Source organism: Candidatus Acidiferrales bacterium (genome assembly GCA_035934015.1).
GTDB lineage: Bacteria > Acidobacteriota > Terriglobia > Acidiferrales > UBA7541 > DAHUXN01.
Genome location: DASYYH010000027.1, coordinates 91007 through 104239 on the forward strand (window position 1 = coordinate 91007; position 13233 = coordinate 104239).

Below are 13233 nucleotides of genomic sequence, written 5' to 3' on the forward strand. Positions count from 1 at the left end.
GTTTCACTGACATCGCAGACGAAGCGCGGCTATAATTGCAGTTTAGGAGCAAAACGGAACGTCTATGCAGGTCGTCGACCTCCGGCAAGTTTATTCTCGAACGCTCGAACCGCTCTTGCTGGAAGAAAGCGAACAGTGGCGCAAGGACCTCTACTGGGATTACCGGCCCTCACAACAACTCATTCGAAAATTCATCGATTCCCGTTCTCTGGCTGGCTATGCGGCGTTTGAAGGAAAGCAGCCTGTCGGTTACGGTTTCTATGTCTTCGAAGAGCAGAAGGGTCTAATCGGAGGATTGTTTGCGTCTCCGCGCTTCGACCAGCTCGCCATCAGCAAGAAATTGCTCTTGGAAATGTTCGATTCCTTGCGCGCGACTCCGTTCATCGAACGCATCGAGGCGCAGCTGATGCCCTTTGGCGTCGCTCTCGATGGTTTCCTGACCGAGCATCGTTTCCGCCTGCATCGCCGTCAGTTCATGCTTCTCGAGATGGCGAAGAGCGCCGCTGCTGAGGCCGTCCCGCAGAATGGATTGCGGCTGGAGCATTGGACCGATCGCTTCCTCGAGCCCTGCGCTCATCTGATTCAGCGCGCATACGCAGATCACATCGATAGCGAGATCAACGATCAGTATCGGACAGAAGCCGGCGCGATGAAATTTCTTCGCAATATAGTATTACTGCCCGGCTGCGGCCAATTTTTCCCCGAAGCTTCGTTTATCCTTCGCCCCGGCCCTACGGAGAAGCCCATTGGGATGATACTGACTTCCACCGTCGCCCCCGGCGTTGGCCATACGACGCAGATTTGCGTCTTGCCGGGCTATCAGAAAAATGGACTGGGGCGCCGTTTGATGGAGGCTTCGCTTGCCGCGTTACGCCTGCAAGGGTATCGCGCGCTTTCTCTGACGGTGACGTCGGCAAACGTGAATGCTGTTCGCCTCTATGAGAATCTGGGTTTTCGCACTGTGCAGACATTCGCCGCGGGCGTCTGGGAACCCTGACGATTCATTTTCTCGCGCGATCTTTGAGCAGATTCTTCAATTCCGACATAAATTCCTTCACATCCTTGAAATCCAAGTAAACCGACGCGAATCGCACGTAAGCAACTTTGTCGAGCTTCTTCAGGCGATTCATCAGAAGCTCGCCAATCTCAGAAGTCGTCCGCTCGCGATCTTTTGCCTCATTGACGTATCGTTCCGCCTCGTCCACCAGTCCTTCGAGCTTTGCTGTCGGTACAGGCCGCTTTTCGCAGGCGCGCAGCAATCCTTGAAGGATTTTGTGCCGGTCGAATTTTTCGCGGCGGCCATCTTTCTTGATGACCATGTAGGGAATCTCGTCGATGCGTTCGTACGTCGTAAAACGCTTTCCGCATTTCAAGCATTCGCGCCGCCGCCGGATTAGATCTCCGGCGCGGCCTTCGCGCGAGTCCACCACTTTGTCGTCCAGATGCGAGCAGAAAGGGCACTTCACCGGCGCGTCTCCCTGAGGTCTTTGGCGATATCCGCCAGCGTGGCGTGCTTGCCGCGCGCTTCGTCTTCCGATTCTTCCCGCGCCAGTTGTCGCAGACTTCCCATCGACCACCCCTCATGGATCAGCAACGGCACGCCGATTAGGCTCACTGCAGCAAACGTCAGCAGCCATGCAAGAATCGCGATTGCCGCAGCCGGCTCCTTTTCTACCCCAAGAATGATTGTCAGCGCAAGAAACGTCGCCAGTTGCATTCCTCCGCCGACAGCAGGCAGCTGCAACACGGATCCGACCATCGTGAATGCCAGCACCAGCAGCGCAGCGCGAAATTCGAAATATCCAAGTTGCGCACGGAAACTGAGAATGATCCACCAGTAGACCAGCGCCACAACCAGCCAATGAATTGTCGTATATCCCACAGCGGCCAAAACGTCCGCGGGCGAACGAATGGCCTGCAGCCCTTCGCTGAATCCGTCCACCATCGTCGCAATTTTTCCGCGCCATCCCGGATGGCTCCGCAGAGGTTCAAGGCGCGACTGCAAACCTCGCGCTCCATGCAGGCGAAAATATGTCAGCGCGCCAATCATTACGAGAAACCCCGCGAATAGCACCCATCCGGCCAGCCGCGCATCGTGAAGAAGAGCCCCTCCATCTGCTTCCGGCGACGTAACCGCGCGGGGCGGCAACGCGAGAAGAACAAGAATTGCCATCACGGCCGTCGCGCCCGCGTCGAAGATTCGCTCCAAAACGTAGACGCCGAAGCTGCTCGTCACGGGCAGACGATCTTTGCGCGCAATCAAGAGCGGCCGGATTGGTTCTCCTGCGCGACCCAGAAGGAATATCGCCGCAAAGCCCATCAGCGTCGCACTATAAACATGAGGGAAAGTGGGCCGACCCATGTAACGCGAAAAATGGACCCATCGCAACGCACGGACGGCATAGGAGACAAAGATTGTCGCCAGCGACAGAACCAGAAGAGCGACATTCGCGCTGCTCAATGACGCGCCGAGCTTCTGCCAGTCGAAGCCGCCGAGCATTGTCGCGCCGCGAAATCGGTAAAATAGCGCGACAAATATCAGAAGTCCGATGACAACCCAAATCGCTCTCTGCCAATGTCTCCGCATGGTGGCGCGTCAACGTATCAGCAAGGTTTACACAAGGTCAAGCGAAGCCACAATCGGCGAAATAAGAATGCGCACGCAAATGACATTGATTGCGGAGCACAAACATTCAATCTGCTTGTCTTGCAGTCACGCCCCAGCTAAGATGCCGTCACCATGCGGAACTTTTCGGCCTCCAATTGCGTTTCATAGATTGTGAGGCTGAAGGTGATGCCACTTGCGAGGACAATGACGATTGGAGCCGGATGCTCAACTGGTGCAGCGCTGCCTGCGGGGCGAGGGTCCAGCGTGGGAAGAGCTTGTCCGCCGCCATACGCGCCGCGTTTACAATCTGTGCTACCGCTTCACCGGCAATCCAACCGAAGCCGAGGATTTGAGCCAGGAAGTATTTCTTCGCATTTACCGGACTTTGGCCAGTTATCGGACCGCCTATGGCGGGTTCCCAACATGGCTTACCAGCGTGACGCGCAATTTGCTCGTGGACCACTATCGCCGGACTCGCCGCGACCGCGCGACCGACGCGCTCGAAGACGTGATGCCCAAAGTCGAGGAGAAACATTCGCCGGTCCGCACTCCCGACAAAGCCGCTATGGCGCGCGAATTGAGCGAGCAGGTTCAGCACGGCCTTTCGCGCCTTTCTCCGGAACTTCGCGAAGCAATTATCTTGCGCGACCTGCAGGGTTTGGAATACAACGAGATTCAAGAAGTCCTTTCAGTGCCCGAAGGAACCGTGAAGTCGAGGATCAATCGGGGAAGAATCGAGCTGGCGCGTATACTCCAAGAAATGGGGATTCGGCCGGAGTAATGTTTCAAGGCGAGTGAAGCAAATGAATTGGACTTGCGTACAAATCGAGGAGCGGCTCAGCGATTATCTGGACGGCCTGCTGCCGGAATCTGAGCGGCGGGAGTTCCGGGCGCACGTCGATTCCTGCTCGAACTGCGCGCCATTGCTGGCGCAAGTCACGCACGTCGTCAACCGTCTTCGCGCCATCGAGGAAGAGCAGCCGCCTGCTGCGCTCATCTCCAAGATTCTCGACCAGACGCTCGGCCCGCGCAAGGCTGCGCGCAATTGGCTGGGCTGGATTCCGCTCTTGTGGCAGCCGCGCTTTGCCACCGGCCTCGTTACTGTGCTGGCCACTCTCATCATCGTGTTTCACGCCATGGGCGTAAACCCATCGAACGTCACGGCCGCGAGCTTGAATCCCGTCAACTTGTATCATTCTGCGGACCGCCGTGCGCACCTCGTGTTCGCGCGCAGCGTAAAATTCGTGAATGATCTTCGCATCGTGTACGAAATTCAGTCGCGGCTGCAGCCGGCCAGCGGCCCGGCGCCAAATCAACAGGCGCCTTCCGCGACTCCGGTACAACCTGAACCCAAATCCCCGCGCCAATCCCAAGACTCCAGAGCCAACGGCAGATTCGCACTCGTCGCCGCGGTCCTGGCGGATATGCCGGGAGGGAGCTCTCGATGAATTGTGCCGTCCACACCGACGTTCAAGCCACTGGATACTGCCGCAATTGTGGCAAAGCGCTTTGCGGGCAGTGCGCGCGCGAAGTGCGCGGGGCTCTTTACTGTGAGGAGTGCCTCTCGCGCCTGGTCGTCGGTCCGCCTCCGGCGCTGCCCGTGGTTCAACCCGGTCCCAATCCAGGAGTGGCCTGTGCCTTGGGTTTTGTTCCCGGACTCGGCGCTGTTTATAACGGCGAGTACGTGAAGGGACTTATTCACGTCGTCATTTTTGGCGGCCTGATCGCCATGATGAACAGCAGCTCGATACCCGACAGCACGCTCGCCATCGTGATTGTGCTTTTCGTCGCGTTCTGCTGCTACATGCCGATCGAGGCTTACCGCACGGCCCGCGCAAAACAAATGGGAGAGAAATCCCCCAGCCTTTTTGCCGAAGGAGAGGGCTCCAGGCCTATCGGCGCGTATGTGTTGATCATTCTTGGTACTTTGTTCCTGCTTGGTTCGTTCGGCTTGCTCAGTTCCATATATGTTTGGAGATTTTGGCCGCTTGCGCTGATTGCTCTAGGCGCATTTCTGATTTGGAAGCGGGCACAGCCTCATCCATAGGGAGACACGCATTATGGCGTACTGGAGAACATGCAATTGCGCTCGTTGCCGCATTCGCGGCTTGATGGGCCCGGCCATTCTGATCACCATCGGCGTGATTTTTTTCATCGGCCAATATAACTGGGATTATTCTTTTGAAAGGCTGTGGCCGGTGATCTTGATTGTCATCGGCGTTGTGAGACTCTTGTCCGACACCGCGTCAATGGAAGGCCATGTCGATCGCATGGGCTGGCAAGTTCCGCCGCCCGGCGCTCCTCCTCAAAATCCCCCGCAGCCGCCGCAACCGCCTCGATGAGCTATTACTACCATCGGCGGCGTTCGATTTTCAGCGGATTGATTTTGATTCTTTTCGGTGTGATTTTCCTGCTTTACGAATTTCACCCCGAATTCCCCATCGGCCATTTGTTCCGCCGCTACTGGCCATTGATTCTGATCGTCTGGGGCATCGCCCACCTCATCGAACATCTCCTGGCCACCCGCACGGGCGGCCCCAGGCCCGCCGGAATTTCCGGCGGAGAGATCGCGCTCATGATCGTGCTGTTCATGGTCGTCGCAAGCATTGCTGGATTTGACTGGGTGCGCAAACAGAATCCCGATATTAATTTTGATATGGGGGACGTCTTTGACCATTCCTACGACTGGAGCAACGATTTGCCCGCCGTCTCCGCGAAGCCGAATGAAGTCATCTCGATCCTTACTCAGCGCGGCAACATCGCTATAAGTCCGAGCTCGGATTCTGAAATCCATGTTTCCGTGCACAAGAGCGCGCGAGCTTCGAATGAAAATGACGCCAGGCGCCTCGCGGACAAGATCACCGTCGCTGTGAATCCCACTGGCGACGGCTTTCAGATTCAGCCTCAGGTGACTGGCGGAGAAACTTCGGACGTGCGCGTAGATCTCGACATTCGCTTGCCTGTTCAGTCGAGCATTACCTCCCATACGACTCGTGGCGATATCACTGTGGCGCAGATGAGAGGGCCGCTCACGATCCATTCGCAAAGCGGGGATCTGGAGATCCACGACATCGCCGGCGACGTCAACGCCGAGATGGCTCACGGCGACGTCCGCGCGAATAACATCAAGGGCAATGTTCGTCTCACGGGCAGCGGAGGAGAAGTTGACCTCTCTGGTGTTTCAGGCGATGCAACAATCGAAGGCGATTTCTATGGCCCGATTCGCGCGCAAAAAGTCGACAAAACGGTCCGCTATACTTCATCCCGCACCAGCCTCACGCTGGCCCACTTGACTGGCCAATTAGAGATGGATTCAGGTGACTTGACGATTTCCGATCAGCCCGGTGGCGTTCAACTGCGAACCTCGAACAAAGACGTCACGCTGGAAAATGTCGCGGGGAGAATCGATCTGACAGATCAGCGCGGAGATGTCGAAGTCACTTTCAAGCAGCCGCCGCGCGACGAAATTTTAATCGCCGATCAGTCCGGCAATATCGACCTCACGCTTCCGGCGCAGTCCAGTTTCGAAATCTCCGCCGTATCTCGCAAAGGAGAAATCGACAACGACTTCGGCAGTTCCGGCTTGAAGTCTGGCAATAACGGCGACACAACCGTTTTGCAAGGAGTCTACGGCACGCATGGCCCGCACATCACACTCAACACAACCTACGGAACAATTTCGATCCACAAGGCCCAGTAAGGCGCCTTTCGTTTTTGCAGACTAATTGCCTTTACCCAGCTTCACGAGTCCTTCAAGAAGCTCAAAAAACTCCGGAAACGATATCTCCACGCAGTCCGCATCGCGGATCACGGTTTCTCCTTCCGCCCCGAGCGCCGCAATGGAGAACGCCATGGCGATGCGATGATCATCATGTGGATCAATCGTCGCTCCGCGCAAGCGTCCGCCGGACCGTCCCTTCACGCGCAAGCCATCCGGAAATTCTTCTACCTGTGCGCCCATCCCGCGCAGATTTTCAGCGACCGTCGCAATCCGGTCGCTTTCTTTCACACGCAACTCCTGCGCGTCGCGAATCTCGATTCCTTCCTCCGTGAAGGGGGCGAGCGCCGCAAGCACGGGCAATTCGTCGATCAGCCGCGCGGCCATCGCGCCGCAAACCTTGCCGCCCCGCACAGGGCCGTGCTTTACATGGACATCGCCAACCAGTTCGCCTTCTCGTATTCCCAGCGCCACCACGGACACCGGCGCGCCCATGGACGCCAGGAAATCCAGTATCGCCGTTCGCGTCGGATTCAATCCGACGCCCTGAATGGTCATCTCCGTATCCGGCACAATAAGCGCAGCGCAGAGGAAAAAAGCTGCGGCTGACAAATCTCCCGGCACCGTCAGCGGCCGTCCAACGAGCTTCGGCCCGCCTTGAATCGAAATCGCACCATCGCGGCGTCCGATTTTCGCACCCATCTCGCGCAAAATCAGTTCGGTGTGATCGCGCGTGGGCACCGGCTCGTGCACGATCGTTTCCCCATCGGCGAAAAGCCCGGCGAGCAAGAGCGCTGACTTTACCTGTGCACTGGCAATTTTCTGCATGAACTCGATCCCGCGCAGCTTCCCGCCGCGGATCTCCAGCGGCGCAAACTCCCCCTCCCGCGCAGAGATTTGCGCGCCCATTTCCCGCAAAGGCTCGATGACGCGCCGCATCGGGCGGCTTCGAAGCGAACGATCCCCCGTCAGTTCTGATGCGAAATCCTGTCCCGCCAGTGCCCCCGCCAGCAATCGCATCGTCGTCCCGCTGTTCCCCGCGTCGAGCGCCTTTCGCGGCGCTTTCCAGCCCGCCAAGCCCTTTCCTTCGATGATTACGCCATTGCCCTTTTCTTCGATCTGCACGCCCAGTCCGCGCAAGCAATTCAACGTACTCCGGCAGTCGGCCGCCGCGGAAAAGTTGGCAATTTCGCTTCGCCCTTCGGCGAGAGATGCCACAATTGCATACCGGTGCGAGATGGACTTATCGCCAGGCACCATCAGCACACCGCTGAACGCCTGCGCTGGACGAATTCGTTTCTTCGCCACGTTAAAATAGTAGCACGCCGTTTCGAAACAACCCCAAGCCGCTCTTCCGTGTCCAATTAGAGTGCGCATGCAGCCGCGCGAAAAGGAGCACCCAGCCCGCCGTTACCGCGACATCACAGTCGCGCAACGCGCATTGCTTCGCACAACGGCGCGGGTTATCATGAAAAGTCTTATGCGCCTGCGACCTGGTTTTTGGTTGGCCGCTCCACTTGTTGTTTTTCTAGCCCTTCCTGCTGTGGCTCAGGAAAATCCAGCAATTTTCCCTCTGAGCGGCGTCAAACCTGGAATGAAGGGCGTTGCCTATACCATATTTTCAGGCGACCAAATTGAGAAACTGGATGTTACTGTCCTGGGCGTCCTCAAGAACGCCATGGGCCCCCAGCAGGACATAATCCTTGTAGAACTGGCCGGCGCCGATGTTGCAAAGACCGGCGTCGTCGCAGGCATGAGCGGCAGCCCGGTGTATTTCGATGACAAGCTGGCCGGAGCGATCTCCCTGAAGATCGGCCTCTTCTCCAAAGATCCCATTGCTGGCGTCACTCCCATTCAAAGCATGCTCGATATCCAGAAAGCCATGGCGCAGCCAGATGCTCAGGCCGCTGCAGGCGCCGCGCCGCAAGTCCCATACGGTCCCGCAATGCAAGGTACAACGCCCACCGTCAATCAGGGTCCGATGAAAGTTCCATTGGGCGGCGGCCAATTTCTTACTCCGATCGAGACGCCTCTCATTTTTTCCGGTGTCCTCCCCGAAGCGCTATCGCGTTTTTCCTCCAATTTCCAGGCTCTGGGAATGAGCGCGATGGCAGGTGGAACGATCCCACCCACTCCCCAAGACGCGCAGATTCACCCGGGCGACATGGTTGGCTTGGATCTGATCTCAGGAGACATGTCCGTTGCCGCGGGATGCACGGTCACGGCGATTATTCACGGTCGCGTATTTGTCTGCGGCCATCCGTTCCAGGACCTCGGCGCAGTAGCTCTACCCATGAGCCGCGCTTATGTGGTCACCACATTGGCGTCCTCTCTGGAATCCACGAAAATCATGAATACGGGCGGCGTAATCGGGACTTTTCAGCAGGATACATCCACCGGCGTGGTCGGCCAGCTCGGCGGCGGTCCGCCGACGATCCCCGTGGACGTCAATCTCACAACGCCGACCCAGCAGCGCCATTTCCATTTCAGGATCATCCAGAATCCGAAGCTCACACCTGTGCTGGTCGCCATGGCTGCTTACAATGGAGTTGTTTCCAACACAGCCTATTCCGAGGGCACGACCCTGCAAATGAACGGGAACATTGATTTGGCTGGGCATCCCTCCGTCAACCTGCGCGGTATGTTTGCCCCCTCGGAGACAGGAGTGCCCGACGGATTCCAGATTGCCATGACCGTTGAAGCGGCCTTCGGCATTATCTATGCCAACCCATACGAGCAGCCCAAGATCTCCAAGGTCACGGTGAATGTTGACAGCCTGTCAAACAGCCGCTGGTCTCAAATCGAAGGCGCCTGGAGCGACAAGAGCGAAGTTGCCCCGGGAGAAAAACTCAACATTAAGGTTCTTCTTCGGCCCTATCGGGGGACGCCTTATTTGCGCGAAGTTCCCATAACTGTCCCGGCGCAAGCATCCCGCGGCAACCTTCAGATACTCGTGAGCGATGCTTCGTCGCTCGATCGCATGCGCGAGCTATTCGGTGGCGCGGTGCAAAATCGCCTGCGCGATCTGGACGAGCTGATTCGCATCATCAATCGCGAAAGGCAGAACGATTCCCTTTACGTTACGCTGCTCCAGAACACGCCCACGCTGCTTGTCGAGGACAAAGAGCTTCCTGACGTGCCTGCGTCGGAAATCAACGTTCTCGATCAGCGCCGCGCACCCGGTGGAGCGCAATTGCTCTACCAGTCCGTCATTGGCAAAAATTCTGTTCCGATGAATCAAGTCATTGCTGGCCAGCAGTATCTTTCGATCACGGTAAAGTGAACCCCATTACCGTAAGGAGTGCGAGGTAAACATGCGGCGAGTCACACTCGTGTCCATTTTGTGCGCGGCGCTGCTCTGCGCCGTTGCTGCTCACGCGGAGCACACGCGCTTTTGGAGCCAGTCCACCTTCGACGAATTTGAAAAGGGCACGCACAAAGGTGTCGCGCTTCGCAGCGATGGCATGCTTATGCCCGCTCCGGACTTCAAATCCTTCGCCGATCCCAATCTCGCCTACGTCTGGGCGCTCGTCGTAGATTCCCGCGGCCGTGTCTACGCTGCAGGAGGTTCGGACGCGAAAGTCGTTCGTCTCAGCGCAACGGAAAAGCCCGTCACGGTTTTTGAATCCACGGAACTCGAAGCGCAAGCTCTTGCCGTCGATAAGAGCGACAATCTCTACGTCGGCACCTCGCCGGACGGCAAAATCTATAAAATCACTCCGGACGGCCAGCACACCGTCTTCTTCGATCCCAAATCGAAATACATCTGGGCACTGGCGTTTGACTCTCATGGCGTCCTCTTCGCAGGAACAGGGGATAAGGGCGATGTTTTTGCCGTCGCTCCGGACGGCAAAGGCCAGCTCTTTTACAAGAGCGAAGAATCGCACGCGCGCTCTCTCGCGTTTGACCGCGGTGGCAATCTGCTCATCGGTACGGATCCAAGCGGCCTGATTATCCGCGTCCCCGTGGCATCGCGCGGCGCCGATGGCATTCCCACGGCTGGCAGCGCTTTTGTAATTTACGAAACGGCCAAGAAAGAAGTGACTGCTCTGACGACCGATGCCGACGGGAACATTTATGCTTCTGCGGTCGGAAACAAGCCAATTCGCCAGACGGGCGCTTTCACAGGAATATCTCCGGCTGCGTCACAACTCGCAGCCGCCTTTGCCGCCGCGGCGGCTCGTTCGGCTTCAAATGCCCAGCAACCGGCACAAAACGCCGCGAATCCTGCTGCGGCGGCCGCAATGCCGCCTCTCATCTTGCCCACGCTGCCCAATGCCTCTGGCGGGAGTGAAGTCTATCGCATTGCAACGGACGGCTCGCCCGAATCCCTCTGGTCTTCACCCCAGGATATTGTCTATTCGCTCGCCTTTTCGCCCGAAAATCATCTTCTTCTCGGCACAGGCAATCACGGCGAAGTCATCGAACTTGATGGCAATCTTCTTTTCTCGTCGCTCGCCACCGCCGACGCTTCGCAGGTCACTTCTCTTGTGGCCGGACCCGGCCACGCGATTTACGTAGCCACCGCGAACCCCGGAAAAATCTTCACCCTAGGCCCGGCTTACGCTGCCGAAGGAACTTTCACATCGGACACATTCGACGCCAAAATCTTTTCGCACTGGGGCCGCCTGACGTGGTGGGGTGACAACAGCTCCGGAAAAATCGAGTTTTATGCCCGGTCAGGCAATACCTCCGATCCCGACAATTACTGGAGTCCCTGGGCCGGGCCCTATTCGAATCTCTCCGGCGAAACCGTTCAATGCCCACCTGCCCGATTCATTCAATGGAAGGCTGTTTTTCAGGCCGCCGGAAGCCAGAGTCAGCCTACTTTGTCGTGGGTCAAGCTCGCCTACTTGCGAAAGAACGTTGCTCCAGTGATTGATGGCATCGCTATCCAGGACCCTGGTTTGCGAGCACAGGGCTTTCCGGGCCAAGCGGCCATAGGGTCGCAACCGACTCCTGTACAACTGCGAGCCCCGCGCACCGGCCGTGAGAGCGATGTGAATTTCGTGGATGCGGGCAGTTTTCAGCAGCGCGAGCCGAGATTCTCTCAGTTGCCGCAGGGCTTCAGTGCCAAGGGATACCAGACTGTCGTCTGGGCTGCCCATGACGACAACGACGACGAAATCGTTTATTCGCTCTACTACCGCGGCGAAGGCGAAAAAGATTGGAAGCTGTTAAAAGAAAATATCCACAGCAATTATTATTCCTGGGACACGAATTCCATGCCCGACGGCGCTTATTACTTGAAGCTCGTCGCTTCCGACGCGCCTTCGAATCCGCAAGGGCAGGCTCTCACCGCGGAAATGGTCAGCGATCGCTTCCAGATAGACAACACTCCGCCTGCGGTCGAAAACATCCATGCCGAGCCTTCCAGCGGCGATTGGCACGTGCGCTTCACGGCACACGATGCGGGCAGTGCCATTTCGCGAGCTTCCTATAGCGTCGACGCCGGCACGTGGCAAACCATCTTCCCTGTCGGCCAGCTCACCGACGCGCCCGTCGAGAGCTACGACATCGCGTTGCAAAACCTGAAGCCCGGCGAGCACACTGTGGCTGTCCGCGTCTTCGATCAGTTCGAAAACACAGCCGCCGGCAAAGTCACTTTCACCATCCCTGGCGCGCACTAGAAGCGGATTAATCCCAAGAATGGGGGTCGCGAAGCTAGTCGTTCGCCTGCGCGAGGTAATATCCGAGCCTCGCGCGAACAATCAATTGCGGGCGGTCAACTCTCACTTCGATCTGATGAACCCCGGGCTGGACAGCCCCTTGCAGTTGATAGCTCAGCCTGTACTGCGAATGAAGCTCGTCAGCAATCTGGCTTAGATCAACCTGAATGTTGCGGTCCTTGAAGGGGTGGTAATAAGCGCCACCTGTGAATGCCACGGCCGCAGCCATCGCATGACTTTTTCGTATGTGCGTGAAACGCTGGACGAGAAACACCGCCACACTCAATAAATCCATTCCCCCACCCACTCCGCCAGCCGCTCCCGGTGCAGCCATCGGCTGTTCTGTAGTCGTGGCAATGCGCTTCTCCTTATCCTCCTCGATTTCTGCACCTTCTACAGGATCATTGCGCAAATCCGCCGCTGTGCTGCTGAGTCCAATCGTGTAAATGCTGATGTTCGCGTGCTGCGCCACCTGCAACACTGCTCCCAATTTATGTTTGCTGCCGCTGTCTTGCGCTTCCGCGATCACCAGCAGCACGCGATGGCTCGTGTCCGGCTGCTTCGCGAGCAACAGCGCCCCCTCCAGCATCGCGTCGTACAGATGCATGTTGTCGTCCGCAAACGGAAGTCTCTGAATCGCTTTTTCCACTGCATCGTGGTCGCTGGTAAACGGCTGCACCATCTCCGGCGTGTCGCCCGCGCCAATCACCGTGGCCACGCCGTCCTCCGCCATCAGCGTCTCTGTGACCACGATGCCGTTGCTACGAATCTCCTGCGCCATCATCCCGATGTGCGAGCTTGTCTCAATCACCAACGCCAGCGCGAGAGGACGGTCGTCCAAGCCCCAGCGGTCGATATGCTGTTCCACTCCGTTGTCGAAAACCTGAAAATCCTTTCGCTGCAGGTCCAGGACAAAATTACCCTGCTTGTCTTCCACGGTCACCGGCGTCGTGATCTCATTCACTTGCCTCCGAATTGTGGGTGCGCTGGGATTAACTTTCTGCTGCGAGGGGTTCTGTTTGGGGATTGCGTTTTGCGCGGGAGTCTGCCGCTCCCGTGCGTTTGTTGGCGGTATGCTGCTCAACAGAAGCAATAGGCCAAACAGCGAAAGCTGCGTCGTTCGACGCATCTCCGCATTCTACGCGCCCGCCCGGCCGAGAGCCAGCCCGCCCAAAACCTGCTCTGCACGCTACGGATCGTTATGCAATAATGCCAATTTGTCTGAAAGCGAGGAGATT

General features: G+C 57.5%; 12 protein-coding genes. 8 read left to right on the forward strand and 4 right to left on the reverse strand.

All coding sequences use genetic code 11. The annotated features are described in order from the left end of the window. The first annotated feature begins 64 nt into the window (after positions 1 to 64). On the forward strand, positions 65 to 997 hold the full coding sequence (locus tag VGR81_13460) for a GNAT family N-acetyltransferase (GenBank protein HEV2289945.1): 933 nt from the start codon (positions 65 to 67) through the stop codon (positions 995 to 997). 4 nt (positions 998 to 1001) lie between these two features. On the opposite strand, the gene nrdR is transcribed toward VGR81_13460, so the two are convergent. Both nrdR and VGR81_13470 read right to left on the reverse strand, forming a co-directional pair. After that, positions 1002 to 1466, reverse strand: coding sequence for a transcriptional regulator NrdR (gene nrdR / locus VGR81_13465; GenBank protein HEV2289946.1), 465 nt, complete (start codon positions 1464 to 1466; stop codon positions 1002 to 1004). Further along, a complete protein-coding gene (locus VGR81_13470; GenBank protein ID HEV2289947.1) occupies positions 1463 to 2587 on the reverse strand; it encodes a lysylphosphatidylglycerol synthase transmembrane domain-containing protein in 1125 nt (374 codons plus the stop codon). The genes nrdR and VGR81_13470 overlap by 4 nt, the downstream gene beginning before the upstream one ends. A 232-nt stretch (positions 2588 to 2819) precedes the next feature. Here VGR81_13470 and VGR81_13475 point away from each other — a divergent pair, with 232 nt between their 5' ends. The 5 genes from VGR81_13475 to VGR81_13495 are packed head-to-tail and all read left to right on the forward strand — an operon-like array spanning position 2820 to position 6308. Continuing rightward, positions 2820 to 3389 carry an RNA polymerase sigma factor gene (locus tag VGR81_13475; GenBank protein ID HEV2289948.1) on the forward strand — a complete coding sequence of 190 codons (570 nt, stop codon included), beginning with the start codon at positions 2820 to 2822 and terminating at the stop codon, positions 3387 to 3389. Positions 3390 to 3411: 22 nt separating this feature from the next. Further along, positions 3412 to 4056, forward strand: a complete 645-nt coding sequence (locus tag VGR81_13480) for an anti-sigma factor (GenBank protein HEV2289949.1) — start codon at positions 3412 to 3414, stop codon at positions 4054 to 4056. After that, on the forward strand, positions 4053 to 4655 hold the full coding sequence (locus VGR81_13485; GenBank protein ID HEV2289950.1) for a B-box zinc finger protein: 603 nt from the start codon (positions 4053 to 4055) through the stop codon (positions 4653 to 4655). Before VGR81_13480 ends, VGR81_13485 begins: the two co-directional genes overlap by 4 nt. Positions 4656 to 4668: 13 nt before the next feature. Next, complete coding sequence (locus tag VGR81_13490) at positions 4669 to 4950, forward strand: DUF5668 domain-containing protein (protein ID HEV2289951.1); 282 nt, start codon at positions 4669 to 4671, stop codon at positions 4948 to 4950. Next, positions 4947 to 6308, forward strand: a complete 1362-nt coding sequence (locus VGR81_13495) for a DUF4097 family beta strand repeat-containing protein (GenBank protein ID HEV2289952.1) — start codon at positions 4947 to 4949, stop codon at positions 6306 to 6308. Before VGR81_13490 ends, VGR81_13495 begins: the two co-directional genes overlap by 4 nt. A gap of 21 nt (positions 6309 to 6329) precedes the next feature. On the opposite strand, the gene aroA is transcribed toward VGR81_13495, so the two are convergent. Continuing rightward, the gene (aroA, locus tag VGR81_13500; protein HEV2289953.1) at positions 6330 to 7703 is read right to left on the reverse strand and encodes a 3-phosphoshikimate 1-carboxyvinyltransferase; all 1374 of its coding nucleotides are present in this window, start codon (positions 7701 to 7703) and stop codon (positions 6330 to 6332) included. A gap of 217 nt (positions 7704 to 7920) precedes the next feature. Here aroA and VGR81_13505 point away from each other — a divergent pair, with 217 nt between their 5' ends. Both VGR81_13505 and VGR81_13510 read left to right on the forward strand, forming a co-directional pair. Beyond that, positions 7921 to 9609: a hypothetical protein gene (locus VGR81_13505; GenBank protein HEV2289954.1), complete on the forward strand. Its 1689-nt coding sequence runs from the start codon at positions 7921 to 7923 to the stop codon at positions 9607 to 9609. A gap of 31 nt (positions 9610 to 9640) precedes the next feature. Then, positions 9641 to 11956: a hypothetical protein gene (locus VGR81_13510; GenBank protein ID HEV2289955.1), complete on the forward strand. Its 2316-nt coding sequence runs from the start codon at positions 9641 to 9643 to the stop codon at positions 11954 to 11956. A gap of 34 nt (positions 11957 to 11990) precedes the next feature. Here the strand turns inward: VGR81_13510 and VGR81_13515 are convergent, their stop codons facing one another. Beyond that, on the reverse strand, positions 11991 to 13124 hold the full coding sequence (locus VGR81_13515) for a VWA domain-containing protein (protein HEV2289956.1): 1134 nt from the start codon (positions 13122 to 13124) through the stop codon (positions 11991 to 11993). Positions 13125 to 13233 lie beyond the last annotated feature (109 nt).